This is a genomic window from Nonomuraea cavernae, assembly GCF_014646355.1.
Classification (GTDB): domain Bacteria; phylum Actinomycetota; class Actinomycetes; order Streptosporangiales; family Streptosporangiaceae; genus Nonomuraea; species Nonomuraea cavernae.
In genome coordinates, this window is the sequence record NZ_BMNH01000032.1 from 13,146 (window position 1) to 36,909 (window position 23,764).

General features: G+C 72.5%; 24 protein-coding genes and 3 tRNA genes. 12 read left to right on the forward strand and 15 right to left on the reverse strand.

What is annotated here, in order from left to right:
- Positions 1-4 precede the first annotated feature (4 nt).
- Positions 5-1,246, reverse strand: coding sequence for an MFS transporter (locus IEY82_RS33140; protein WP_189128222.1), 1,242 nt, complete (start codon positions 1,244-1,246; stop codon positions 5-7).
- Between the two features lie 35 nt (positions 1,247-1,281).
- Between IEY82_RS33140 and IEY82_RS33145 the strand changes: the two genes are divergently transcribed.
- From IEY82_RS33145 to mihF, 3 genes are all read left to right on the forward strand, one after another.
- A complete protein-coding gene (locus IEY82_RS33145) occupies positions 1,282-2,469 on the forward strand; it encodes an ROK family protein (RefSeq protein WP_189128223.1) in 1,188 nt (395 codons plus the stop codon).
- 179 nt (positions 2,470-2,648) lie between these two features.
- Positions 2,649-3,053 carry a GlcG/HbpS family heme-binding protein gene (locus tag IEY82_RS33150; RefSeq protein WP_189128224.1) on the forward strand — a complete coding sequence of 135 codons (405 nt, stop codon included), beginning with the start codon at positions 2,649-2,651 and terminating at the stop codon, positions 3,051-3,053.
- Positions 3,054-3,157: 104 nt separating this feature from the next.
- Entirely contained in the window at positions 3,158-3,463 is a 306-nt protein-coding gene (gene mihF, locus IEY82_RS33155) for an integration host factor, actinobacterial type (RefSeq protein ID WP_184962109.1), read from the forward strand.
- 86 nt (positions 3,464-3,549) lie between these two features.
- Here the strand turns inward: mihF and IEY82_RS33160 are convergent, their stop codons facing one another.
- Together IEY82_RS33160 and IEY82_RS33165 are read right to left on the reverse strand one after the other, a co-directional pair.
- Entirely contained in the window at positions 3,550-4,197 is a 648-nt protein-coding gene (locus IEY82_RS33160) for a response regulator transcription factor (protein ID WP_189128225.1), read from the reverse strand.
- Positions 4,188-5,435, reverse strand: a complete 1,248-nt coding sequence (locus IEY82_RS33165) for a sensor histidine kinase (protein ID WP_189128226.1) — start codon at positions 5,433-5,435, stop codon at positions 4,188-4,190. Before IEY82_RS33165 ends, IEY82_RS33160 begins: the two co-directional genes overlap by 10 nt.
- A 183-nt stretch (positions 5,436-5,618) precedes the next feature.
- On the opposite strand from IEY82_RS33165, the gene IEY82_RS33170 reads away from it, so the two are divergent.
- The 3 genes from IEY82_RS33170 to IEY82_RS33180 all read left to right on the forward strand — a co-directional run bounded on the left by IEY82_RS33170 (position 5,619) and on the right by IEY82_RS33180 (position 10,580).
- The gene (locus IEY82_RS33170; protein ID WP_189128227.1) at positions 5,619-6,899 is read left to right on the forward strand and encodes an acyltransferase family protein; all 1,281 of its coding nucleotides are present in this window, start codon (positions 5,619-5,621) and stop codon (positions 6,897-6,899) included.
- A gap of 57 nt (positions 6,900-6,956) precedes the next feature.
- The gene (locus IEY82_RS33175; protein ID WP_189128228.1) at positions 6,957-9,455 is read left to right on the forward strand and encodes a DEAD/DEAH box helicase; all 2,499 of its coding nucleotides are present in this window, start codon (positions 6,957-6,959) and stop codon (positions 9,453-9,455) included.
- Between the two features lie 237 nt (positions 9,456-9,692).
- Positions 9,693-10,580: a hypothetical protein gene (locus IEY82_RS33180; protein WP_189128229.1), complete on the forward strand. Its 888-nt coding sequence runs from the start codon at positions 9,693-9,695 to the stop codon at positions 10,578-10,580.
- 36 nt (positions 10,581-10,616) lie between these two features.
- On the opposite strand, the gene IEY82_RS33185 is transcribed toward IEY82_RS33180, so the two are convergent.
- The 5 genes from IEY82_RS33185 to IEY82_RS33205 all read right to left on the reverse strand — a co-directional run bounded on the left by IEY82_RS33185 (position 10,617) and on the right by IEY82_RS33205 (position 12,066).
- Complete coding sequence (locus IEY82_RS33185) at positions 10,617-11,024, reverse strand: TIGR03667 family PPOX class F420-dependent oxidoreductase (protein ID WP_189128230.1); 408 nt, start codon at positions 11,022-11,024, stop codon at positions 10,617-10,619.
- Positions 11,025-11,155: 131 nt separating this feature from the next.
- Positions 11,156-11,230 (reverse strand) — tRNA-Val (locus IEY82_RS33190).
- A 1-nt stretch (position 11,231) separates the two neighbouring features.
- Positions 11,232-11,305: transfer RNA gene (locus tag IEY82_RS33195), tRNA-Cys, on the reverse strand.
- A 15-nt stretch (positions 11,306-11,320) separates the two neighbouring features.
- A tRNA-Gly gene (locus IEY82_RS33200) sits at positions 11,321-11,392 on the reverse strand.
- Positions 11,393-11,430: 38 nt separating this feature from the next.
- Complete coding sequence (locus IEY82_RS33205; RefSeq protein ID WP_189128231.1) at positions 11,431-12,066, reverse strand: ACT domain-containing protein; 636 nt, start codon at positions 12,064-12,066, stop codon at positions 11,431-11,433.
- An 84-nt stretch (positions 12,067-12,150) separates the two neighbouring features.
- Between IEY82_RS33205 and dusB the strand changes: the two genes are divergently transcribed.
- Together dusB and IEY82_RS33215 are read left to right on the forward strand one after the other, a co-directional pair.
- Positions 12,151-13,260: a tRNA dihydrouridine synthase DusB gene (gene dusB, locus IEY82_RS33210; protein ID WP_225264148.1), complete on the forward strand. Its 1,110-nt coding sequence runs from the start codon at positions 12,151-12,153 to the stop codon at positions 13,258-13,260.
- 150 nt (positions 13,261-13,410) lie between these two features.
- Complete coding sequence (locus IEY82_RS33215; protein WP_189128233.1) at positions 13,411-14,472, forward strand: WD40/YVTN/BNR-like repeat-containing protein; 1,062 nt, start codon at positions 13,411-13,413, stop codon at positions 14,470-14,472.
- A gap of 71 nt (positions 14,473-14,543) precedes the next feature.
- Here IEY82_RS33215 and IEY82_RS33220 read toward each other — a convergent pair whose 3' ends face one another.
- From IEY82_RS33220 to IEY82_RS33245, 6 genes are all read right to left on the reverse strand, one after another.
- Entirely contained in the window at positions 14,544-15,371 is an 828-nt protein-coding gene (locus tag IEY82_RS33220) for a putative protein N(5)-glutamine methyltransferase (RefSeq protein WP_189128234.1), read from the reverse strand.
- 256 nt (positions 15,372-15,627) lie between these two features.
- Positions 15,628-16,257 (reverse strand): alpha-ketoglutarate-dependent dioxygenase AlkB, encoded by a 630-nt coding sequence (locus IEY82_RS33225; RefSeq protein WP_189128235.1) that lies wholly within the window; start codon positions 16,255-16,257, stop codon positions 15,628-15,630.
- 109 nt (positions 16,258-16,366) lie between these two features.
- Complete coding sequence (locus tag IEY82_RS33230; RefSeq protein ID WP_189128236.1) at positions 16,367-17,335, reverse strand: WD40 repeat domain-containing protein; 969 nt, start codon at positions 17,333-17,335, stop codon at positions 16,367-16,369.
- Between the two features lie 5 nt (positions 17,336-17,340).
- Entirely contained in the window at positions 17,341-18,342 is a 1,002-nt protein-coding gene (locus tag IEY82_RS33235) for a TolB-like translocation protein (RefSeq protein ID WP_189128237.1), read from the reverse strand.
- Between the two features lie 85 nt (positions 18,343-18,427).
- Positions 18,428-18,790 carry a DUF2203 domain-containing protein gene (locus IEY82_RS33240; protein WP_189128238.1) on the reverse strand — a complete coding sequence of 121 codons (363 nt, stop codon included), beginning with the start codon at positions 18,788-18,790 and terminating at the stop codon, positions 18,428-18,430.
- A gap of 9 nt (positions 18,791-18,799) precedes the next feature.
- Positions 18,800-19,480, reverse strand: coding sequence for a GntR family transcriptional regulator (locus tag IEY82_RS33245; protein WP_225264149.1), 681 nt, complete (start codon positions 19,478-19,480; stop codon positions 18,800-18,802).
- 91 nt (positions 19,481-19,571) lie between these two features.
- Between IEY82_RS33245 and IEY82_RS33250 the strand changes: the two genes are divergently transcribed.
- The 3 genes from IEY82_RS33250 to IEY82_RS39605 all read left to right on the forward strand — a co-directional run bounded on the left by IEY82_RS33250 (position 19,572) and on the right by IEY82_RS39605 (position 21,475).
- The gene (locus IEY82_RS33250) at positions 19,572-20,879 is read left to right on the forward strand and encodes an MFS transporter (protein WP_189128239.1); all 1,308 of its coding nucleotides are present in this window, start codon (positions 19,572-19,574) and stop codon (positions 20,877-20,879) included.
- Between the two features lie 75 nt (positions 20,880-20,954).
- Positions 20,955-21,236, forward strand: coding sequence for a hypothetical protein (locus tag IEY82_RS39600; protein WP_225264151.1), 282 nt, complete (start codon positions 20,955-20,957; stop codon positions 21,234-21,236).
- Entirely contained in the window at positions 21,233-21,475 is a 243-nt protein-coding gene (locus tag IEY82_RS39605; RefSeq protein ID WP_225264153.1) for a hypothetical protein, read from the forward strand. The genes IEY82_RS39600 and IEY82_RS39605 overlap by 4 nt, the downstream gene beginning before the upstream one ends.
- A 3-nt stretch (positions 21,476-21,478) precedes the next feature.
- Here IEY82_RS39605 and IEY82_RS33260 read toward each other — a convergent pair whose 3' ends face one another.
- Entirely contained in the window at positions 21,479-22,765 is a 1,287-nt protein-coding gene (locus IEY82_RS33260; RefSeq protein WP_189128240.1) for an MFS transporter, read from the reverse strand.
- 197 nt (positions 22,766-22,962) lie between these two features.
- Between IEY82_RS33260 and IEY82_RS33265 the strand changes: the two genes are divergently transcribed.
- The gene (locus IEY82_RS33265; protein WP_225264154.1) at positions 22,963-23,730 is read left to right on the forward strand and encodes a sirohydrochlorin chelatase; all 768 of its coding nucleotides are present in this window, start codon (positions 22,963-22,965) and stop codon (positions 23,728-23,730) included.
- Positions 23,731-23,764: the final 34 nt, after the last annotated feature.

Sequence of the window (23,764 nt, forward strand, 5' to 3'; positions counted from 1 at the left end):
CGGGTCACTCGCGGGCGGACGCCTCGGCCGGTTCGGACTCCCCTGCCGCCGAAGAGGCGACCGGCAGGGCGCGGATGGCCGGGACGCCCGTGAGGGCGACGACGGCGGCGAGGACGCCGGGCACGATCAGGGCGACGGGAAGCGACGACGCCTCCGCGATGTAGCCGAGCAGCGCGGGCCCGACCAGCAGCCCGCTGTAGCCGAACGCGGTCACCAGGGACAGCGCCCGGCCGACCCGCCCGCCGGCCGCGCCGACGGCGCTGAAGATGACCGGCACCACCGTGGCCAGCCCGACGCCGGCCAGCGCCCAGCCGGTCCAGGCGCAGACCACGCGCAGCGAGGCGCCGGTCAGCGGCGCGGCCAGCACCAGGCCGTATCCGCAGGTGGCGATGATCCCGGCGAGCCGGATCGTGTTGACGGAGCCGAGCCGGGCCCGGATGGGGTCGCCGAGCAGCCGGATGGTCGTCATGGCCACGGCGAAGATCGTGTAGGCGAGCGGCGCGGCGGCGGCGTCGGTGTCGAGGACCCAGCGGGCGTGCAGGGCGGCCCAGTCGATGGCCGCCCCCTCGCTCAGGTGCCCGGCGAACGCGGCCACCCCGAGCAGCGCGATCAGCCCCCAGCGCAGCCCGCCTCCCGTGCCCCCACCGGCGGCTTCCTTCCCCGGCTCGGGATGCGCGGGCGGCGCGGGCAGCAACAGCGGAGCCAGCGGCACGTACAGGAACGGCACCACGATCGCGGCCGCGATGAGCAGCGTCTGCGCGTCCAGGTCGGCGCGCAGCACGATGGCGGTCAGCGCGCCGCCCGCCGCGCCGCCGAGGCTCCACGTGCCGTGGAAGGCCGAGATGATCGGCCGCGCGTAGGCGCGTTCGACCTCGACGGAGTGGGCGTTCATGGCGACTTCGGTCACGCCCAGCCCGAGGCCGAAGACCACCGCCAGGCCCGCCAGCGCCGGGTACGACGGCGCGAGCGCGGGGCCGAGCAGCACCACGGCCGACAGCGGGCCGCCGACCCAGCACACGACCCTGCTCGACCATCTGTCCACCAGCGGCCCGGCCACCAGCATCGACACCAGCGCGCCGGCCGAGATCAGCAGCAGCACGCTGCCGATCCTGCCGGCGCCCAGGTCCAGCCGCTCCTCGAGCGAGGGGAGGCCCGAGGCCCACAACCCCATCACGAACCCCGCCAGGAAGAAGTAGCCGAACACCCCGATGCGGGCGCGCCGGGCGTCCGCGAGACTTATGTTCATGGCTAGAGCATAATGAGTATCATGAGGCGTACACAATGAGCGGGGCGACGACCAGCGTCGAACTGCGCGCGCACAACCGGGTCCGGCTGCTGCGCGCCGTGCACGACTGCGGCGCCACGCGCACCCGCTCGCAGCTGACCCGCGACCTCGGTCTGGCGAGGGGCACCGCGTCGGTGCTGGCCGCCGAGCTGGCCGGCGACCGGCTGGCGCACGAGGCGCCCGCGCCCGAGCACGGCCGGGGCCGCCCCACCCAGGTGCCGGGCCCGCACCCGGACGGCCCGCTCGCGCTGGCCGTCGACCTGCGCGAGGACGGCTGGGAGGTCGCCGCCTGCGAGCTGGGCGGCCATCCGACGCCCCTCGGCTCCGCCGGCCACGACGGCACCCCGGCGGACGCGCTCGGCCCGCTGGGCGAGGCGCTGCGGGGCCACCTGGCACGGCTCGGCCACCGGGTGGTCGGCGTGGGCGTGGCCGTGGCGGGCCCGGTGCGCGCCGGAGGGCTGGTCGACGTGGCGCATCTGCGCTGGCGCTCGGTCGACGTCCCCGCTCTGCTCGGACTCGGCGCCACGGTGCCGAAGGTGGGCAACGACACGGCGTTCGCGGGGCTGGCCGAGGCTCGCCGGGGCCTGCTGCGCGACGCCCGCGTGGGGCTGCACCTGCACGTCGACTTCGACGTCGGCGGGGTGCTGGTGGTGGACGGCCGGCCGCTGGGCGGCGCGGGCGGGATGGGCGCCGAGTTCGGGCACATGCCGCTCACCGGCGGGAGCGCGCCGTGCATGTGCGGGGCGCACGGCTGCTGGGGGATGGACGTGGGGGCCAACGCCCTGCTGCGTCACCTCGGGCTCGCCTACGGCGGCGGGAGGGGCCGCGCGCGGGCCGAACAGATCCTCGCCCGAGCCGCCCCGGCCGCCGCCGCGAGCGCGGAGGCGCGGGCGGTGCGCGCCTGCGCCCAGGCCCTCGGCCGGGGCGTCGCCGCTCTGACGAACGCGCACGACCCGGAGGTGGTGACGCTGTCGGGGCTCGGCGCCGACCTGTACGAGCGGGCCCTGCCCGCGCTCGTGGAGCCGTTCGAGACCGGTCTCATGACGATCCGCCGGGAGCGGCCGCCCCGGCTGGCCGCCTCCGCCCTCGGCTGGCGCGGTCCCCTGATCGGGGCCATGGAGTCGGTCTTCGACGACTTCCTCACCGTCCGGGGCGTCGAGGCCTGGCGCCGGCTTCACACCTGAGAAACCCCTGCGACACGCCCGGAATTCGGAATGTGATGGATACCACGCGGGAGGGCGGAAAGCACCCACAGGTCGCCGGCGCGCGGCACCGTACACGATCTTGCGGAGCCGCCCGCCCGGCGGTACGGATGGAGGCGGACGATGGGTGCGGCGGCAGGTTCCTGAGGGGAAGAGAACACGTGGACCTTGAACTGGCGCTACGCGTGTGCGAGGCGGCGTTGAAGCAGGCGGCACGCGAAGGCGCGCTGATCTCCGTGGCGGTGGTCGACGCGGGCGGCCATCTGGTGACGTTCCAGCGTATGGAGGGGGCGCGGCTCGCGGGGCCGGTGCTGGCCCCGGGCAAGGCCTACACCTCGGTGGCCCACGGCAGGCCCACCGCCGACCTGGCGGAGCTGGCCCGCCCGGGAGGCGAGCTCTACGGCCTGGCCGGTGATCGTTTCGTCTGTTTCGGGGGCGGCGTCCCGCTGTGGGCGGACTACGGTGAGGGCGAACGGGTGATGGGCGGCGTAGGGGTCAGCGGAGGCACCATCGCGCAGGACGTGGCGTGCGCCGAAGCGGCCGCCTCGGTCTGGCACACCCGCTGAGCGGTGACTTTCCGCACGGGGAATGGCAGGGATCCGCCATGATTAGCCCCTGCACGACGGGTAACAGGAAACCCCGAACGTCAATCCCCGAGGAGAGATCCGAGATGGCACTTCCCACGCTCACCCCCGAGCAGCGCAAGGCGGCTCTGGAGAAGGCCGCCGAGGCGCGCGCGGCCCGCACCGCCCTGCTGGCCAAGGTCAAGGCAGGCGAGCTGTCCTTCGCCCAGCTGCTGGAGCGCGATGACGACATCGCCAAGAAGATCAAGGTTTCGCAGGCCCTGCGCGCGGTCAAGGGCGTCGGCCCCGCCAAGGCCACCGCGCTGATGGAGGAGGCGGGCGTCGACGAGAAGCGCCGTCTCGGGGGCCTGGGCGCCCAGCAGCGCAAGAAGCTGGTCGACGCGCTCGGCTGACACCGGGCGGCCGGGTCCGCGCGGAACCGACCGCGCGGACCGGCCGGCGTTCCGGGCCGGACCGCCCGGACCGTTCCCGAAGGGCGTCAGGACCGCAGGTAGGTCAGCACGGCGAGGACCCTGCGGTGCTGGTCGCTGTCGTCGGCGTACAGGCCGAGCTTGCTGAAGATGCTCCGGATGTGCTTCTCCACCGCCCCGTCGCTGATCACCAGCTGCCTGCCGATGGCCGGGTTGGACCTGCCCTCGGCCATCAGCCCCAGCACCTCCCGCTCGCGCGGGGTCAGCTGGGCCAGCGGATCATCCCTGCGCCTGCGCACCATCAACTGCGACACCACCTGCGGATCGAACACGGTCCCGCCCGCGGCGACCCGCCGCAGCCCCTCCAGGAACTCGTCGACGTCGACCACCCGGTCCTTCAGCAGGTAGCCCACCGCGCCCCTGGCGTCGGCCAGCAGGTCGTCGGCGTAGGAGACCTCGACGTACTGCGACAGGATGAGCACGGGCGCGCCCGGCACCCGGCTGCGGGCCTCGACCGCCGCCCGGAGCCCCTCGTCGGTGAACGACGGCGGCATCCGCACGTCCACCACCGACACGTCCGGCCGGTGCTCGGCCACGGCCGAGACGAGGCCGTCGCCGTCGCCGACGGCCGCCACCACCTCGCAGCCGAACTCTTCGAGCAGCCTGACCAGGCCCTCCCTGATCAGAACCGCGTCATCGGCCACGACTACGCGCACGGCACCTCCGCCACGATCACTGTCGGCCCGCCGTCCGGCGACCGGACCGTGAGCTCCCCGTCGACCGCGCGGAGCCGGTCGGCGAGGCCGGCGAGACCGTGTCCCTTGGCGACGTGTGCGCCGCCGACCCCATCATCGCCGATCGTCAGCATGAGGACGCCGGCGGCCCGGGTCAGCTGGACGGTGCAGACGGTGGCGCGGCTGTGCTTGGCGACGTTCGTCAGCGTCTCGGCGACCACGTAGTAGACGGCGTTCTCCACACTGGCCTGGTAGCGCTCGGAGACCTGCACGTCGAGGTCGACGGGGACGGTGCAGCGGCCGGCCAGCGCGGCGAGGGCGGGAGCGAGCCCGCGGTCCGACAGGATGGGCGGCGCGATGCCGCGCGACAGGGCGCGCAGCTCGTCGAGCGTCTCCCGGGTGGCCGTGATGGCCGAGTCGATCGTGGCCTGGGCGGCCTGGGGGTCCTTGTTCATCTGGCGCTGCGCCCGGGACAGCTCCATGGCGAGCGAGACGAGGCGCTGCTGCGGGCCGTCATGGATGTCGCGCTCCAGCTTGCGCAGCGCGTTGGCCTCGGCCGATACGGCGGCGGCCCGGCCCTCGGCCAGGTCGTCGATGCGTTCGTGCAGCTCGGCGACGCCGGTCAGCAGCGCCCGGCCGAGACCCGCCCGCAGCAGCGCGGACCCGCGCACCAGGAACGGCAGGAGCAGCGCGCTCACCAGCCCGAGGCTCACGTAGAACAGCACGTTGGTCCAGTAGCCCGCGCCGAAGCCGAGGAGCTGGGGCAGCTCCGTGTTGCCCGGGATGCGTGAGGTGACGATGCCGTAGATCGGGTAGGTCAGGCCGGCCAGCGGCAGCGCCCAGAAGACCACGGTGACCACGAACGAGACGATCGAGATCGGGAAGTTCAGCAGGCCGTGGAGCAGATCGAGCCATGACTGCCCGCTGGTCAGCGGGTTGACCAGCCTGCGGAAGCGGCCGGCCCCGGCGGGAGCGGGCTTGTAGCGGGGGCGCACGGGCGGGCGCTCCAGCACGTCGGCCAGCCAGGCTCGCTCCGCGTCGGCGAAACCGCGAGCGACCATGAGGGTGCCGACCAGGATCGGCACCCCGATCCAGACGACCACCGTGCCGACCCCCGCGGCGAACCCGGCCACCAGGAGCACGAAGGCGATGACGGCCGTGGGAAAGCCGACGAGCGTGTAGCGCGTGTCCAGCAGGACACGCCTCTTCAGGGAGCGCATGGCCTACACGCTATGACTCCCGCCATCCGGCGGCGATCCGGTGTGCGGGCGTCCGGTGGTAGGGCCAGCCCTACCCGGCGTGGGGGTGTGATCTCGACCCGGACAGGGTGGCTCGCGGCAATGTGCGGGGCCGGGTCCGGCGGGAGCCTTGGATGACCCGTTGACGAGGAATCGAGGCCCCGAATGACCGTCCTGCTCGACCGTCCGCTCCCCCGAGCGGGCGCCGTCGCACCGGACCGACCGGCGCCTGCGCGACCGGCCGCCAGGGACCCGTTCCTCGACCTCCTGCGGGTGTTCGCCATCGCGCTCGTGGTGCTGCAGCACTGGACGATCCCGGTCCTGTCCTTCGACGGCGTCCGGCTCAGCACGGGCAACGCGCTGGCCACGCCGGGCGTGTGGGCGGTCACGTGGATCAGCCAGGTGATGCCGCTGGTGTTCTTCGCGGGCGGCGCGGCCAACGCGATCAGCCTCGGCCGCGCCGCGCATGACGCGCCGCGGTGGCTGTTCGCCCGGCTGCGCCGGCTGGCCTGGCCGCTGCTGCCGCTGGCCGCGGTCTGGATCCCGCTCCCCCAGGTGCTGGCCGCGCTCGGCGTGCCCGAGCAGCCGCTGGACGTGGGGGCGCGGCTGACCGGCCAGTTGCTGTGGTTCCTCGCCGTCTACCTGATCGCCGTCGTCGCCACCCCCTGGCTGCTGGGGCTGCACCGCAGGCACGGCGCGTGGGTTCCCGTGGTCCTCACCGCCGGCGCGGCGCTGACCGACCTGCTGCGCTTCTCGACGGGCCTGGACGCGCTGGGCTACCTCAACATCGTGTTCGTCTGGCTCGCGGTGCACCAGCTCGGTCTCCGGTACGCCGACGGGCGGCTGAGCCGGCCGTGGGCGCTGGCCGCCGGCGGGTTCGGGGCCGCGGCGCTGCTGGTGTGGGCCGGGCCGTACCCGGGCAGCATGATCGGCCTGCCCGGCGCCGAGGTGTCGAACATGGCCCCGCCGACGCTGGCCATGCTGGCCGTGGCGTTCGGGCAGATCGGGCTGGCCGTGACGCTGCGGCCGTGGCTCGCGCGGTTGCCGGTCGGCCGCCTGCTCGCCTGGGCCGGGCCGCGCGTCATGACCGCCTACCTGTGGCACATGCCCGCCCTGTTCGCCGTCACGGGCGTGGTCGTGGTGGGCCTCGGACTGGACACCCCGGCTCCCGGCGGCCTCGGCTGGTTCGCCGGATGGCCGCTCTGGCTCGGGGCGCTGTGCCTGGTCATGTGGCCGCTGCTGAGCTGGTTCCGGCGCTTCGAGGAGCCGCCCGCGCTGCCGTACGGGGAGGCGACCTGGCGTGGGGCGCTCACCTCGGCCGCGCTGGTCGGCGGCGGGCTGCTGACGCTGACCGTGGCGGGGTTCGCGCCCGGCGGCGCCCCGTTCCTGGCGATCCTGGCCATCCTCGGCGGCCTGCTCATCACGGGGCCGCGCGCCCAGAGCTGAGCGGCCCGGCCGGGCCGGCCGGTCCGACCATGGCGCGGACTTCGGCAGGATAGAGGGGTGAGCCTTCTCGTAGACCGCCTGCCCGAAGAGATCGACGCCGAGCCCGACGCCATCTTCGACGCCTTCGTCGCCTGGAACTCCGAACGGGGGCTCACGCTCTATCCCGCCCAGGAGGAGGCCCTGATCGAGGTCGTCTCCGGGAGCAACGTGATCCTGGCGACCCCCACCGGATCAGGCAAGAGCCTGGTCGCCGCCGGCGCCCACTTCGCCGCGCTGACCCGCGACCTCCGCACCTTCTACACCGCGCCGATCAAGGCGCTGGTGTCGGAGAAGTTCTTCGACCTGTGCGCGCTGTTCGGCACCGACAACGTCGGCATGATGACCGGCGACGCGAGCGTCAACCCGGGCGCGCCGATCATCTGCTGCACCGCCGAGATCCTGGCCAACGTGGCGCTGCGCGACGCCGCCGCCGCCGACATCGGCCAGGTGGTGATGGACGAGTTCCACTTCTACGCCGAGCCCGACCGGGGCTGGGCCTGGCAGGTTCCGCTGCTGGAGCTGCCCCGGGCGCAGTTCGTGCTGATGTCGGCGACGCTCGGCGACGTCTCGATGTTCGAACGCGACCTGACCCGGCGCACCGGGCGGCCGACGGCGGTGGTCAAGCACGCCGAACGGCCCGTCCCGTTGATCTACTCCTACCGGATGACCCCGCTGCACGAGTCGCTGGAGGAGATGCTCAGCACCGGCCAGGCGCCGGTCTACGTGGTGCACTTCACGCAGGCCGCCGCGATGGAGCGGGCCCAGGCGCTGATGTCGATCAACATGTCGACGAAGGCCGAGAAAGAGGCGATCGCCGCGATGATCGGCGGTTTCCGGTTCACCACCCGCTTCGGCCGGGCCCTGTCGCGGCTGGTGCGCCACGGCATCGGCGTGCACCACGCCGGGATGCTGCCGAAATACCGGCGGCTGGTGGAGCGGCTGGCCCAGGCCGGGCTGCTCAAGGTCATCTGCGGCACCGACACGCTCGGCGTCGGCGTCAACGTGCCGATCCGCACGGTCCTGTTCACCGCGCTGTCCAAGTACGACGGCAACAAGGTGCGCCGCCTGCGGGCCCGCGAGTTCCACCAGATCGCGGGCCGCGCCGGGCGGGCCGGCTTCGACACGATCGGCTACGTTGCCTGCCAGGCGCCCGAGCACGACATCGAGAACGCCAAGGCGCTCGCCAAGATCGGCGACGACCCCAAGCGGCGCCGGGGCTACGCCCGCAAGAAGCCGCCGGAGGGGTTCGTCGGCTGGAGCGAGGACACGTTCGAGAAGCTGCAGACCGCCGAGCCGGAGCCGCTCAACTCCCGGTTCAAGGTGAGCAACGCGATGCTGCTCGCGGTGATCAACCGGCCGGGCGACTGCTTCCAGGCGATGAAGCACCTGCTGACCGACAACCACGAGGACCGCAAGTGGCAGCGGCGGCACATCAGCCAGGCCATCGCCATCTACCGGTCACTGCTCGCCGGCGGCATCGTGGAGCAGCTCAAGGAGCCCGACGAGCAGGGCAGGCGGGCCAGGCTCACCATCGAGCTGCAGGAGGACTTCGCGCTCAACCAGGCGCTGTCGACGTTCGCGCTGGCCGCGTTCGAGCTGCTCGACCGCGAGGCGCCCGGCTACGCGCTCGACATGGTGTCGATCGTCGAGTCCATCCTCGACGATCCGCGCCAGATCCTGTCGGCCCAGCTGAAGAAGGCCAGGGGCGAGGCCGTGGCGCAGATGAAGGCCGACGGCATCGAGTACGAAGAGCGGATGGAGGCGCTGGCCGAGGTGATGTACCCGATGCCGCTCGACGACCTGCTCCTCGGCGCCTACGAGACCTACCGGCGGGGGCATCCGTGGGTGGGCGACTACACGGTCAGCCCCAAGTCCGTGGTGCGTGACATGTACGAGCGGGCGATGACGTTCGGCGACTACATCCAGTTCTACGAGCTGGCCAGGTCCGAGGGCACGGTGCTGCGCTACCTGGCCGACGCCTACCGCACGCTGTCGCGCACGGTGCCCGAGCATCTGAAGACCGAGGACCTGGTCGACCTGATCGAATGGCTCGGCGAGCTGGTGCGGCAGGTCGACTCCTCCCTGATCGACGAGTGGGAGAAGCTGGCCAACCCCGAGGAGGCACTGGAGCGGCAGGAGCAGCTGGAGGCCAAGGTCCGCCCGGTCACCGCCAACCCGCGGGCCTTCCGGGTGCTGGTGCGCAACGCGATGTTCCGGCTGATCGAGCTCTGCGCCCTGGAGAAGGAGGACGAGCTGGAGGAGCTGGCCCCCGACGTCGACTGGGGCGCGGCGCTCGACGCCTACTACGACGACCACGAGGAGATCCTCACCGGCGCCGACGCGCGGGGGCCCGCGCTGCTGCGCATCGAGGAGGAGAGCGGGCTGTGGAAGGTCCGCCAGACCGTCAAGGACCCCGCGGGCGACGGTGACTGGGGCATCGACGCGCAGGTCGACCTGGCCGCCTCCGACGAGGAGGGCCGCGCGGTGCTGCACGTCGTGGGGCTCAACCGGCTCTGAGGCGGGAGCGTAGGCGTGTGCCGGGACGGACTGGCAAGGGCGCCCCGGCACACGTCTGTACCTCTTAGTCTCCGGCAGAAAAGTTCGTCATCGTGTCATGACAATGTCCCAAGATCGGGACATTCAACACAAGGCGCGGATGCGGTATGTGCCGGCCGCCGTACGCGGATCCTCCACGAGCAGGTGACGGCCGGAACGTACAAGACTCCGGTCGCGAGGCCGGGGCAGGATCGGCGTATGGAGCTCGATCTCGACGCGGCCGCCGACTTCATGGCGACCCACGCCCGCATACTGGACCGGCACCGCTTCCACCTGCTGCAGGGCGGAGCCGATCCGACGGCCGCCCTGGCGGCCGTCGGCGCCTACCGCAACCCCGACGGCGGCTACGGATGGGGCCTGGAGCCCGATCTGCGCTCGCCCGAGAGCCAGCCGGGAGCGGCGTTGCACGCCTTCGAGGTCTTCGAGGACGTCGCCCCGGCCGTCGCGCCGCAGGCCGCGGCCCTGTGCGACTGGCTGCAGTCGATCAGCCTCCCCGACGGAGGGCTGCCGTTCGCGCTGCCGGTCACGTCCACCGCGGGCAACGCCCCCTGGTGGGCGGACTCCGACCCCACGGCCTCCTCCCTGCAGATGACCGCCTGCGTCACGGCGGTCGCGCTGCGCGTCGCCGCCCACGACCCGGCCGTCGCCGCGCACCCGTGGCTGGAGCGGGCCACCCGCTACTGCCTCCGCGCGATCGAGGCGATCGAGGAGACGCCGCACGCCATGGTCCTGGCCTTCGCGATGCGTTTCCTGGACGCCGTGCACGCCACCCGTCCCGAGACGGCGGCCCTGGCCGAACGGCTGGGCCGGTTCATCCCCGCCGACGGCATGATGCCCGTCGCGGGCGGCACGGCGGACGAGAAGATGCGGCCGCTGGACTTCTCCGTGTTCCCGGACGGGCCCGTACGGGCGGTGTTCGCCCCGGACGTGATCGACGCCGAGCTGGACCGCCTGGCCGGGATGCAGCAGGACGACGGTGGCTGGACCGTGGACTACGCCAAGATCTCGCCGGCCGGCGTCCTCGACTGGCGCGGCCACGCGACCGTCCACGCGATCACCGTCCTCCGCCTCAACGGCGGACTCTGACCCGCACCGGGGCTCGCTCCGGGAGGCCGGCCGTGGTCAGAGGCTCCTGACCGAGGTCACGGTGATGCGCATGGGCACGGAGTATTCGCCGTCGAACTCCTCGACGCTGCCGACGATCCGCTCCATCTCCGACTGGTATTTCGCGACGTACGCGGGATGGTCGACCGGGCTGCCGTCCAGGATCTCGGCATCACCGATCAGCACGAGCACCTCACCGCCCTTGGGCGTGCTGTTGAGGTTGAGCGAGACCCTGGGCCTGGCCTGGACGTGGCGGAGTCGCCTGGCATCCGGTCTGCTGAAGGTCAGCACGGAACCGTCGCCCTCCCACAGGAACCAGACCGGCTTCGGCTGCGGCGTGCCGTCGGCCGCCACGGTCGTCAGCCAGACCACCTCGTCCTCGGCCATCCGCCCGCGAAACGCCTCGGGAATCAGATCATCAGCCATCCTCTGATCGTAGGTCACCCGTCGCGACGATCACGGACCCGCCCGCCGAGACCGGTCGCGGCGGGCGGGTCCCTGCCCGAAGGGCCCGGGCGCGACGAAGCCCCAGGCCGGTGGCCTGGGGCTTCGTCATCTGGTGGACGATACTGGGATTGAACCAGTGACCTCTTCCGTGTCAGGGAAGCGCTCTCCCGCTGAGCTAATCGTCCTTGGAGGTGGAGACGGGATTTGAACCCGTGTGGACGGCTTTGCAGGCCGCTGCCTCGCCTCTCGGCCACTCCACCGAGACAGAATCTCCGAGCGGAAGACGGGATTCGAACCCGCGACCCTCACCTTGGCAAGGTGATGCTCTACCACTGAGCCACTTCCGCGTTGCCCGACTACTCTAGCGGGTTTTCGGACCAGATGCTCACTTGCGCAGTCGCCGCGCCACGCTCCGCTCGGTGGCGGGCAGGCTGAGGAAGATCTCAAGGATGCGCGCGAGCCGGTGAACCTCGGTGCGGTGGAAGGCCGGGCCCTCGGAGCGGGCCAGCAACAGGCTGAGCGCGAGCGGCGGCAGCGGAGCGTGGATGACGTGCAGATCTCCGGCGAGCGTGCGGGCGACGGGGCGCGGCGGCGTCTCGGCCGGCAGCGTCACCTGCCGCGGCGCGCGCCAGCTCGCGTAGACGACGCCCTGCTCGGCACTCGTGGCGGCCCAGTCGGCGCTGAACAACACCGGCAGTGAGTCGACCAGCGTGGTCAGCCCCCGATCGCCGGCGGTGGTGATGTACTTGAGGATCTCCAGCTCCGGGTAGGTGCCCGGCGCCTCGCGGGTGGTCCAGACGCCCTCGACCGTCACCTCGGCGACGCCCTGCAGGCTCTTGGCCAGCGAATCCTTGGAGGTGCTCTCGGGACAGAAGACGGTGATGTCGTCGACCGCCCGGCCCGCGCCCCGGTCGAGCACGGTGACCTGGGTGATGTCGGCTCCGGCGGCGCCGAGCACCCGGGTGACCTGCGCCAGCGACCCGGGCCGGTCGGGCAGCGCGACGCGCAGTCTCAGGAGCATCCGGGCCCCCTCCCCACGTAGATGCCTGCTCACAGCCTATCGGCGAATACCGGTCATGGCCTGACCTGCGCTACAACTGACGGGGTGAAGATTGGGCCGATAGAGGTGTGGCCGCCGGTGGTGCTGGCGCCGATGGCGGGCATCACCAACGCGCCGTTCCGGGTGCTCTGCCGCGAGCAGGGGGCCGGGTTGTTCGTGTGCGAGATGATCACGACGCGGGCGCTGGTCGAGCGCAATCCCAAGACGTTCCGGATGATCAGGTTCGCCGAGTCCGAGCAGCCCAGGAGCATCCAGCTCTACGGGGTCGACCCGGCCACCGTGGGCCGGGCGGTCAGGATGATCGCCGACGAGGACCTGGCCGACCACATCGACCTCAACTTCGGCTGCCCGGTGCCCAAGGTGACCAGGCGCGGCGGCGGTTCGGCGCTGCCGTACAAACGGCGGTTGCTGCGGCGGATCCTGCGCGAGGCGGTGGCCGGCGCGGGCCCGCTGCCCGTGACGATGAAGATGCGCATGGGCATCGACGACGACCACCTGACCTACCTCGACGCGGGCCGCATCGCGGTCGAGGAGGGGGTCGCGGCGATCGCGCTGCACGCCCGCACGGCCAAGCAGCACTACGGCGGCGTCGCCGACTGGGACGCGATCGCCCGGCTCAAGGAGGCCGTGCCGGAGATCCCGGTGCTCGGCAACGGCGACATCTGGTGCGCCGACGACGCCCTGCGGATGGTGGCCCGCACGGGGTGCGACGGCGTCGTGGTGGGGCGGGGGTGTCTGGGGCGGCCGTGGCTGTTCAGGGATCTCGGCAACGCGTTCAACGGGATCGCCGACCGGGTCCGGCCCACGCTGGGCGAGGTGGCCGCGGTGATGGCCCGGCACGCCGAGGGGCTGACGCACTGCTTCGACCAGGAGCGTTACGCGGTGGCCGACTTCCGCAAGCACGTGGGGTGGTATCTCAAGGGGTTCGCGGTGGGCGGCGAGCTGCGGCGCGAGCTGGCCACGGCCGAGTCGCTCGACGGGCTGCGCGCGGGGCTGGCCAGGCTCGATCACGACCAGCCGTGGCCGGCCAACACCGACACGCCGCGCGGCAAGTCGGGCGAGCGGGGCAAGGTGCAGTTGCCGGACGGCTGGCTGGACGACCCGTGGGACTCCGTGGTGCCCGAGGACGCGGAGTCGGATATCTCCGGCGGCTGACCCCGGCATCATCCAGGACGGCCCGGTCCGGGACCGCCTGCCCGGCGCGGCTCGCGGGCAGCGCGGGCCGTCGGCACGGTGACGCGCCGGGGGCCTGGGTGTTGACAGTCACCATGGACAGCCTTGATCGCCTGAGTTAGGTTGCCCGGCATGAAACGTGGATTAGCGTTCGGTGCCCTGACCGTCGCCTGCCTGCTCGCCGCTCCGCTTCCCGCCCACGCCGACGTCCCCGCGCTCGGCTGGGAGCTCACCGAGACCGGGGTGAGCGCGCGGCTGCGCGGACTGTCACCGGTGAGCCGCGACGTGGTGTGGGCCTCCGGGTCGGAGGGCACCGTGTTGCGCACCGTGGACGGCGGGCGGAGCTGGCGTGACGTCTCGCCGCCCGGCACGGACACGCTGCAGTTCCGCGACGTGGAGGCGTTCGACGCCGACCGGGCCGTGGTGCTGTCCATCGGCGAGGGGGCCGACTCGCGGGTCTACCGGACCGACGACGGGGGCCGCACCTGGACCGAGACCTTCAGGAACGACGAGCCGCGCGCCTTCTACGACTGCATGGCGTTCTTCGACCGGCGTCACGGGCTGGCGATGAGCGACCCGGTGGACGGCAGGTTCCGGATCCTCGCCACCGATGACGGCGGGCGCAGCTGGCGGGTGCTGCCGCCCGACGGCATGCCCGAGGCGCTGCCCGGTGAGGCGGGGTTCGCGGCGAGCGGCCAGTGCCTGGTCACGGCGGGTGGGCGAGACGTCTGGCTGGCCAGCGGCGGGGCCGCCCGGTCGCGGGTGTTCCACTCCGGCGACCGGGGCCGCACCTGGACCGTGGCCGACACGCCGATCCCGGCGGCCGAGCCGGCGCGCGGCGTCTTCGCCCTGGCCTTCCGCGACCCTCATCGCGGCATCGCCGTGGGCGGCGACTACCGGCCCGGCGAGCCGTCGCCCCAGGCCGGAGCCTTCACCCGCGACGGGGGCACCACCTGGCGGGCCGCCGCCGCGCCGCCCCCGGCCTACCGGTCAGGGGTCACCTGGCTTCCCCATCTCCCCTTCGCCGCGATCGCCGTCGGGCCGTCAGGCAGTGACGTGACCCTGACCGGCGGGCAGGCGTGGCGGACCTTCGACGGCGGCTCGTTCGACACGGTGTCGTGCACCAAGGATTTGTCCTGCTGGGCGTCGGGCGAGCAGGGCCGCCTCGCCCGCCTCACCGTCAGGCTCCGCTGATCCGGCGGTGGGCGTCGGGCTAGATGGGCCGCCTGGCCCGCCTCACCATCAGGCTCCGCTGATCCGCGGCGTCAGGTCTGGCCGGGCCGGGCGCCGATGACGACGGTGGCGTTCAGCTCCTCACACCTGGCCACGCGCGCGACCAGGCCGTGGCGGGCGACCGTCCGCGCCGTCGCCGTCGCCTGGCGCTCGCTGGTCTCGACCAGCAGGTGACCGCGCGGCGACAGCCACGCGGGTGCCGCCTCGGTCACCCGCCGCACGATGTCCAGCCCGTCGGCGCCGCCGTCGAGCGCCACCCTCGGCTCGTGGACGCGCGCCTCGGCGGGCAGCAGCCCGATCTCCTCCGTCGGTACGTACGGGGCGCTCGCGACCAGGACGTCGACGCGCCCGCGCAACGAGGCGGGCAGCGGCTCGTACAGGTCGCCCTCGTGCACCTGGGCGGCGGCGAGGTTGCGGCGGGCGCACCGCACCGCGGCGGGGTCGATGTCGACCGCGTGCAGCGTGATCTCGTCGAGCGCCGCGATCACCGCGGCGCCCACCGCCCCGGACCCGCAGCAGAGATCGACGACCACGGCCCCCGCGCCGGCGGAGCCGTCCCGAGCCGGGGTGGTGAGCCGGCGGGCGAGGGTGAGGGTCTGGGCGACGAGGAACTCGGTGCGGCGGCGTGGCACGAAGACACCGGGGTCGACGGACACCCGGAGGCCGGAGAACTCCGCCCAGCCGACGACGTGTTCGAGGGGAAGGCCGGCCACTCGTCGTTCGACCATGGCGGCGAGTTCGTCGGGGGTGCGGGCGGCGGAGACGAGCATCGCGGCCTCGTCCTCGGCGAACACGCAGCCGGCCGCCCGGAGTGTGCTGACGATGGCGGCGGGAGGAAGAAAAGGGGGAGGAACCGACACGGGAGAGCCTTTCGGAATGCCGAGGGGCGCTCTCCTCCGGTCGCCTACGACGGGCGAACCGTGCGGCCGCGAGATGAGAGCACCCGGCCTGATATGGCGTTGATGGGTCTCACCTCCTAGGACATTCGCTACTGAGAACGGCAACTTTAGCGCATCCGGCAACCGCCCATGATCCGGACGGCCCGCCGCCGCCCTTCACGGGCGGACCTGCCGTCCGATGGTAGCCCCGCGCCCGTCCGGGCGGTGGGATCGCGGGTCAGCGCACGCCGCGCGGGCGGAACTGGACGCTGATCCGCGGCCCGGTGGGGCGGGACGTCTTGGGCACCGCGTGCTCCCAGGTGCGCTGGCAACTGCCGCCCATCACGATGAGGTCGCCGTGGCCCAGGTCGTGGCGGATCGAGTGGCCGCCGCCGCGCGGCCGGAGCAGCAGCGGACGCGGCGCGCCGACCGAGATGATCGCGACCATGGTGTCCTCGGCGGCGCCCCGGCCGAGGGTGTCGCCGTGCCAGGCGACGCTGTCGCGGCCGTCGCGGTAGAAGCACAGGCCGGCCGTGCGGAACGGCTCGCCCAGCTCGTCGCCGTAGTGGGCGTCGAGCGCCCGCCTGGCGTCGTCGAGCACGGCGTCGGGCAGCGGCTCGTCCTCGTCGTAGAACTTCAGCAGCCGGGGCACGTCGACGACCCGGTCGTACATCCGCCGCCGCTCGGCGTGCCACGGCACCGACTCCGCCAGCCGCTCGAACAGCGTGTCGGCGCCGGTCACCCAGCCGGGTCTGACGTCGATCCAGGCCCCGCGGCCGAGGATCGTCCTGCGCACCGTCGCCCCCAGCGGGCCGAGGCCGATGTCCTCGTCGAGGCCGAGCAGAGAAGCTTGGAAAACAGCCTTCATATGGCCGATACTATGCCACGATTCAAACACCCATTCGACTGGTGCCGGATCGGCGGCGGGCCGCTCGCCCGGCCCGCACGGCACGCGGTCCGTACGGGCCGGGCGAAGATCAGCCGCCGCAGGCGGCGAAGACGTAGCTGTCCTTCGGCACCGAGTAGGCGTCCCTGGTCGTGACCGTGCCGGTGCCGGTGTCGATCTGGACGATCGTCATCCGGTCCGCCTTGCCCTCGCGCTCCCGCAGGAGGTGCAGCGTCACCTGCGACTCACCGGTCCAGTCGATCATCTCGACCGACCCGGCGGGCAGCCTGACCCTGGTGCGGCCGACCACCTCGTCGGTCTCCATGTCGTACAGGACCAGCTCGGGCTCGCGGGACCTGACCACGTTCGCCACGGTCCGGCCGTCGGCGGAGAGGGCCTGCGGGCCGGTCGACACGACGACCTGGGGCGGCGTGACACGCCGCAGCGGCTCGCCGGCGTCGCTGTAGACGGCCAGGTCGGTGACCGACTCGTCGGCGTCCACACTGGTCAGCACCTCGCCGCCGTCGCCGCTGAAGCCCATCATCCGCTCGGCGCCCGGAAGGGTGCCGAGCAGGGCGCCGGTGGCCGTGTCGAAGACGCGGGTGCCTTTGCGCATGTTGTTGTCGAGGACGGCGAGCCGGCCGCCGTCGTCGGACAGCTTGAACGCCAGCTCGTACTGGGCCACGCGCGGCAGCGCGTCCTTGGCCAGCAGCTTCACGCCGCCGCCGAGAGTCCGTACGGCGAGCCGCCCCGACGTGGTGATGTAGGCCAGCCGCTGACCGTCGCCGCTGACCGCGATGGGCGCGACCCCGGTGACCGACGACTTGCCATTGGCCTTCAGGGCGACGGTCCGGGCGTCGGGCAGGGCGCGCCGCGAACCGTCGTGCATCACCAGCCGCCAGGCGCCGCACGGCCGGGGGCCGGCGTCCTTCGTCTCGCACCCCTTGACGGAGACGTACCGCACGCTGTCGTGCCCGTGGTGCGGGTCGGCCTGCGCCGGGGCGGGCGAGGTCAGCAGGGCCAGCCCTGCCGCGACGGCCACCGCGATCCTGATCCTCATGGTCGTCACTCCCCCGCCTTCGTGGACTCGTAGCCGGTCTTGCTGATCGAGTAGTGGTCCGTCCGCGTGACGTCGCCGGTCTCGGTGTCGACGGTGAGCACCCGCACCCTCTCGGGCTCGCCGTCCTCCTGTGACACGACGGTCGCCACGAGCCGGCCGTCGACGGTCCACCGGGCGACGTACGGGGTGGCGTCGGGCTTGAGCGCCAGGTCGACCCCGGCCGACAGCTCGCCGGTCTCCAGGTCGTACAGCCGCAGCCGGGGCGGCTTCCCACGGTCGGCGTCGCCCGAGACGAACACGGCGACGGTCCTGCCGTCGGCCGCCAGGGCGGTGGCGGCGGCGTTGGCCACGACCTGCGGCGGCGTGCGCCTGATGGAGGCGCCGCCGAGCCGGTGGGCGACCAGCGCGGTCGTGTTGTCCCGCGCGCCGCGCGTCGCGAGGACCTCGTCGCCGTCGGCGCTGAAGCCCTGGACGCTGTCGCGGGCGGGCAGCTCGACGGTCCGGCCGGTGGCGACGGTGACGACCCTCGTGGGCTGCCTCTCGGCGTCGTCCAGGTACTCGACCAGCACCTTGTCGCCCGACGGCGACACGTACAGGAGCAGGTCGTCGGTGCCGATCCCCTTCGGCACGAGCGACGCGGGCAGCTCCTTGACCGGCCCGCCGGCGACCCGCCGGACGACGAGGCGGTGGTCGCGGGCCCGCTCGTACGCGACGACGCGGCCGTCACCGCTGATGGCCAGCCTGCCCGGCTCGTGCACCACGGCTCCCGTCGCGTGGCGCCTCGTGGCCGCGGCGTCGGGGAGGGCGAGGCCGCCGCCGTCCCGCGTGATCAGCCGCCAGTGCCCGCAGGGGGCGTCGACGTCCTTCTTCCTGTCGTGGCAGGACTTGATCCAGGCCGCGCGGGCCACGGCTGGCCCCTCCTGGGCCGCCGCGGTGGCGGGTGTGGCCGCCGCCCCGCCGATGACCGCCGCGACCAGGAGCGCGGCGGACACTGTGGTGTGCCTCATAGCTGTGATCCCTTCGTTGCCCGGTTAGACAACCCCCGGGCGGGACCGGTTGGTCACAGCTCAGCCACGACCACGGCCGTTCTCCTCAGGTGAGTGGGCGGCGGCCGGCGAAGCCGAGCTCGGTGCGGTGATACCAGGCCAGACCGGGCTCACCCTCGATCCAGCACAGCCGCACGGACTCTCCGTCGAGCAGCGACGGGAAGTCGATCAGGACCGGGGCCAGGCCCTTCACCTCGATGCCCTGGTCGGTCCAGCCGCTCAGGATCTCCTCGATGCGGGCCTCCAGCGCCTTCAGCTCGGCGATGCCGCCCAGCGCCGAGGAGCCGGTGGTCCTCCGGTCGAGCGCGATCTCGGCGAGGTCGGCGCGCGCGGCGACCAGCTCGCGGGCCTCGTCGAGGATCGACGGCATCAGCGAGCGGGCCTCGTCGAGGGTGAACAACCTGTCCATGCGCGAACGTTAGCGGTTGGGCTCGTAGGCGCGGATGAGGAGCTGCTCGGCCTCGTCGAGGTAGCCGTCGAGGAAGGTCGCGGCCTCGTCCAGCCGGCCGTCCTGGAGCAGGTCGAACAGCCGCCGGTTGCGCTGGACGAACGGCTCGTGGAAGTCGCGCGGGTTGGCCATGACGTGGAAGACGAGCCGGAGCTCGGCCAGCAGCTGGCGCATCGCCTCGTCGAGCCGCGGGCTCTGGTTGGCCGTCACGAGCGCCTGGTGGAACCGGATGTTGGCGGTGCCGACGGCCTGCCAGTCGTCGGCCGCGGCGGCCCGCTCGGCGTCGGCCACGGCCTCGGCGATCAGCTCCAGCGCCTGCTTCGACGGGGGGCGGCGGACGGCGGCGCCTTCGAGCACGCGGCGCACCCGGTAGAGGTCGGCCACGTCCTCGGCCGACAGGACCCGGACGAACACCCCGCGGTTGAGCCGGTGGTCGAGCAGTCGTTCGTGGCCGAGCAGCCGGAACGCCTCACGCAGCGTGTTGCGCGACACGCCGAGCGCCTCGGAGATCGCCTCCTCCGACAGTCGCTGGCCCGGCTCGAAGAAGCCCTCGCTGATGCGGTCGCGCAGGATGTCGGCCACGCGCTCGGCGGTGCTGCTGCGCCCCAGCCGGCCGCGGTCCTGAGCGAGATCAGCGACGGCGTCGTCCACAGACGACAGATAATCATCCAACAAACCTCTTGTCGAATTGTTCAACGATCCTTACGTTGAAAGGAACCCCCTGACCCTGAGGAGCGATGAGATGTCAGGCTCCACCCCACAAACCCGGCGGGTGATCCTCGCCAGCCTGATCGGCACGTCGCTGGAGTGGTACGACTTCTTCCTCTACACGACGGCCGCCACCCTGGTCTTCGGCAAGCTGTTCTTCCCCACCTTCGACCCCCTCAACGCGACCCTGCTGGCGCTGACCACCAACGCCGTCGCGTTCGTCGCCCGGCCGCTCGGCGGCATCGTCTTCGGGCACTTCGGCGACCGGGCCGGGCGCAAGACCGTGCTGGTCGTGACGCTGCTGGTGATGGGCGTCGCGACGTTCCTCATCGGCGTGCTGCCCGGCTACGACGCCATCGGCGTCGCGGCCCCGATCCTGCTGGCCACGCTCCGGTTCGTGCAGGGTCTCGGGCTCGGCGGTGAGTGGGGCGGGGCGGTGATCATGTCGCTGGAGCACGGCGACGACCGGCGCCGCGGCTTCAACGCCAGCTGGCCGCAGGTGGGCGTGCCGGCCGGCTACGTGCTGGCCACCGCGCTGCTGACGGTCATGTCGTTCACGCTGTCCGACGCGGCGTTCCTGGCGTGGGGCTGGCGGGTGCCGTTCCTGCTGTCGGGCGTGCTCGTGCTGGTCGGCCTCTGGGTGCGGGTGAAGGTGTCGGAGTCGCCGCTGTTCGCGGAGGTGGCGCGCACGGGGGCGAAGGCCAGGATGCCGCTGATCGAGGTGCTGCGCACGCACCCTCGCGCGCTGCTTTCGGCCTTCACCGCGCGCATCGGCGTGGACGTGGCGTTCTACACCTTCACCGCGTACATCCTCGTCTACCTGACCGGGTCGCTGGGGATGGAGCGTTCGGTGGGGCTGAACGCGGTGCTGATCGGGTCGGCGCTGCAACTGGTGCTGATCCCGCTGTTCGGCGCGCTGTCCGACCGCGTCGGCCGGCGGCCGGTCTACCTGGCCGGCGTGGTCGGGGCCGCGGTCTGGGTGTTCGCCTTCTTCCCGCTGCTCGACACAAGGTCGTTCCCGATGATCGCGCTCGCCGCGGTGGTCGCGCTGGTCACACACGCCGCGATGTACGGCCCGCAGGCGGCCTTCATCGCCGAGCTGTTCAGCACCCGGCTGCGCTACAGCGGCGCCTCGATGGGCTACCAGGTGGCCGGGATCGTCGGCGGCGGGATCGCCCCGATCATCGCGATCAAGCTGTTCGACGTGTACGGCACCACTCTGGCGGTGTCGATCTACGTGGTGGCCGCGCTGGCCGTCACCGCCGTGGGCCTGGCCATCGCGCCGGAGACCCGCGACCTCGACCTCACCTCCGACGACGGCCAGGTGCCGCAGCGGGCGTAGGGGCCGAGCCTCCGAAATCCTGCCGCGAAAACCGCGGGCGGCGGCTGCCACCGCCGTCCGCGCGGGAGGTCCCCTGTGAGAATCTCCCTGCTCGTCCTCGCCGCGCTCGTCACGATCTCTCCGCTCGTCGGAGGCCTCGTCGGAGGCATCGCCGGTCTGGAGCGCACGGGAGGCGGCGAGGTCGCCGTGATCCGCGACGGCGGCCCGCTCGACGACAACAAGGTGCGCCAGGTCATCGACCCGGGCTCCGGCCTGACCTGGACCGGCCTGTGGTCCTCGACCCACCTCTATCCCGCCCAGCAGCGCTTCTGGGCGGCGACTTCCTCACCGGGCTGCGGTTCACCCTGGTCAAGGTGACGCTCCCGGCGGAGGTGCAGCGGGCGGTGGACCGGTCGCCGGCCGCGGGCGCGGCCGTCTCCGAGGCCCAGGCGAGGGTCGCCCAGGCCAAGGCGGAGGCGGACGCGAACCGGGCCCGGCAGGAGGGTTACGACAAGTGCCCCGCCTGCGCCGAGATCGAGAAACTCAAGTCGCTGCCGCAGGGCATCACCGTGTACGCGCCGGGCAACCCGCGGTCGGTGGTGGTGCCGGCCCGCTGACGGTCAGGCCGAGACCTTCGGCGTGCTCCGGCGCCAGTCGCCCTTGTAGACGAGCATCGAGAGCAGGAAGAGCGCCTGACCGCCCAGCGCCACGTACAGCCAGGCGCCCCAGCCACCGGACTCGACGACCATCGGCGAGACCACCAGCAGCACCACGATCATGATCCGGACGACCATGCCCCAGATGCCCAGCGCGGCGCCCTGCAGACGCGACTCCACGTCCTCGGCGTCCTCGGAGAAGTTGGCCATCCACGGGACGTAGGCGATGCCCAGGCAGAGGAAGAGCGCCGCGTAGACCACGGTGATGTGACCGGCGGAGACGTCCTGCCCGATCAGGCTGATGTAGTAGGCGAGCACCGCGATGGTGAGCGCGGTGCCCACGGCGGTGAACGGCTTGCGCAGCCGCAGCCGGTCGGACACGCGGCCCACCACGATGACGGCCACCGCGTTGACCACGATGCCCAGCGCCACGACGCCGTTGGCCGCGGCGGTCTCCATGCCGAACGCGCCGGCCAGGATCGTCTGCCCGAAGATCGCGAAAGTCCAGTAGAGCACCTGCCAGGCGGTGTTGCCGAACACGTGCGCCCACAGGTGGGGATGCCGGAACAGCTCCCTGACCTTGCCGGGGTCGATCTTCTCCTCGGCGGTCACCGCCGACTCGGCGTGCATGACCTGGGCCCGCAGCGCCGCGGACGGCTCGGCGATCTGCCAGATGATGACGCCGCACAGGGTCAGCGAGACGATGCCCATGATGATCGCCTGCGACTGCCAGGCGTTGCCGAACAGCGGCAGCGTCAGGGAGGCCAGCGCGGAGGCCAGGAAGGCCGCCCCGACCGGGCCCCAGGTCCAGAAGCCGAACGCCTGCGCCCGGCCCAGCCGGGGCGAGAAGTCCCGGACCAGCGACGCGGTGATCGTGATGCCGGCGCCCTCGATGAACAGCATCAGGCACCGGATCGCGAACAGCTCGCCGACCGAGTCCACGGTGGCGAGCAGGAAGTTGCAGGCCGCGGTGATCGTGAGCGTCGGCACCAGGATCGTGACGCGGCCCCAGCGGTCGGACAGGATGCCGCCGAACGCCGCCGACAGCCCGCCGACCAGCACGGAGGCGGCCGCGATCTGCCCGTAGACCGTGAGCGACATGCTCAGGTCCTCCATCAGGAGCGGCAGGATCGTGGCGATCGTGGTCTCGAAGTTGGCCACCAGGCTCGCCAGCACGGCGATCGCCAGCAACCAGATGCGTCGCCGGCCCACCGGGTAGACGCTCAGCTCGCGGACATAGAACGGCTTCATTACCCATCCTTCTGGGGACGGAGCGTGACACTCGCTCTAGAACGCGTTTCTAGTTGATGTTGAGTTTGCCGTTCCGCACCGATAAGTCAACGACTCGGGGCATCACGATGTGATCTCGGCCACACCGGGAGCGTTGTGATTGAATCTCTGCCGAATCCTGGAACAAGACACCCTCAATAGGCATAAACTGCGCGCCTGTGAGCCTGCCTGTACGCGAACGTTCCCCCCGGCCGGGCGGTGGCCGGCACCGCCGTCCCGTGCCCACGTCCCTGCCGCCGGACGCCCCCCTCCTCGTCCTCGCGGCGCCGGGCAGCGCCTCCGGCGTGGCCGCCGAGATCGCGGCCGTCGTGCGCGTCGACAACCCGCATATCGAGGTGCGCCTGACCACGGTCGCCGACCTGGCCGACTCGCTGCCCGGCGACCGCGACGCCATCGTGGTGCCCCTGCTGACCTGGGATGATCCCGTCGTGCTGGCGGACATCGGCAAGGCCGTCGCCGCGAGCGGCTCCGGCGCCGTGGTCACCGAGGCGCTCGGCCCGCATCCCCTGCTCGCCGAGGCGCTGCACATCCGGCTGGCCGAACGCGGCCTGGCCCGGGCCGACCGGGTGCGCGTGCTCAACGTCGGCAGCCCGGTCGACGCGGTCATCCTCGGCACCGTCGGCGGGGCGCGGGCCGTACAGGCCGTCCAGGCCACCGCCGTGCTGCTGGCCTCCAGACTCACCCTGCCCGTGGTCGCCGCCTCGCTGGACAGCGAGCCCGGCGTGCCGGTGGCCGCCCAGCGGCTGCGGGCGGCCGGCGCCGCCCGCCTGGCCATCGCCCCCTGCCTGATCGGGCACGAGGCCCCCGAGGACCTGGTCGAGCGGGCCGCCGCCGGGGTCGACGCGGGGCACGCCGCGCCGCTGGGCGCGCACAGCGCGATCGCCGAACTTGTCGCGCGAGCTTACGGGAGTCAACTCGCGACTTGACAAGGGGTTGTAGAGATCACAAAAGTCGCGTTTA

Bases quoted from the DNA above. Each gene is read 5' to 3' on its own strand.
- IEY82_RS33140 (WP_189128222.1), bottom strand. From the start codon at position 1,246: ATGAACATAAGTCTCGCGGACGCCCGGCGCGCCCGCATCGGGGTGTTC.
- IEY82_RS33145 (WP_189128223.1), top strand. From the start codon at position 1,282: ATGAGCGGGGCGACGACCAGCGTCGAACTGCGCGCGCACAACCGGGTC.
- mihF (WP_184962109.1), top strand. From the start codon at position 3,158: ATGGCACTTCCCACGCTCACCCCCGAGCAGCGCAAGGCGGCTCTGGAG.
- IEY82_RS33165 (WP_189128226.1), bottom strand. From the start codon at position 5,435: ATGCGCTCCCTGAAGAGGCGTGTCCTGCTGGACACGCGCTACACGCTC.
- IEY82_RS33170 (WP_189128227.1), top strand. From the start codon at position 5,619: ATGACCGTCCTGCTCGACCGTCCGCTCCCCCGAGCGGGCGCCGTCGCA.
- IEY82_RS33180 (WP_189128229.1), top strand. From the start codon at position 9,693: ATGGAGCTCGATCTCGACGCGGCCGCCGACTTCATGGCGACCCACGCC.
- IEY82_RS33185 (WP_189128230.1), bottom strand. From the start codon at position 11,024: ATGGCTGATGATCTGATTCCCGAGGCGTTTCGCGGGCGGATGGCCGAG.
- IEY82_RS33205 (WP_189128231.1), bottom strand. From the start codon at position 12,066: ATGCTCCTGAGACTGCGCGTCGCGCTGCCCGACCGGCCCGGGTCGCTG.
- IEY82_RS33215 (WP_189128233.1), top strand. From the start codon at position 13,411: ATGAAACGTGGATTAGCGTTCGGTGCCCTGACCGTCGCCTGCCTGCTC.
- IEY82_RS33225 (WP_189128235.1), bottom strand. From the start codon at position 16,257: ATGAAGGCTGTTTTCCAAGCTTCTCTGCTCGGCCTCGACGAGGACATC.
- IEY82_RS33230 (WP_189128236.1), bottom strand. From the start codon at position 17,335: ATGAGGATCAGGATCGCGGTGGCCGTCGCGGCAGGGCTGGCCCTGCTG.
- IEY82_RS33235 (WP_189128237.1), bottom strand. From the start codon at position 18,342: ATGAGGCACACCACAGTGTCCGCCGCGCTCCTGGTCGCGGCGGTCATC.
- IEY82_RS33240 (WP_189128238.1), bottom strand. From the start codon at position 18,790: ATGGACAGGTTGTTCACCCTCGACGAGGCCCGCTCGCTGATGCCGTCG.
- IEY82_RS33250 (WP_189128239.1), top strand. From the start codon at position 19,572: ATGTCAGGCTCCACCCCACAAACCCGGCGGGTGATCCTCGCCAGCCTG.
- IEY82_RS33260 (WP_189128240.1), bottom strand. From the start codon at position 22,765: ATGAAGCCGTTCTATGTCCGCGAGCTGAGCGTCTACCCGGTGGGCCGG.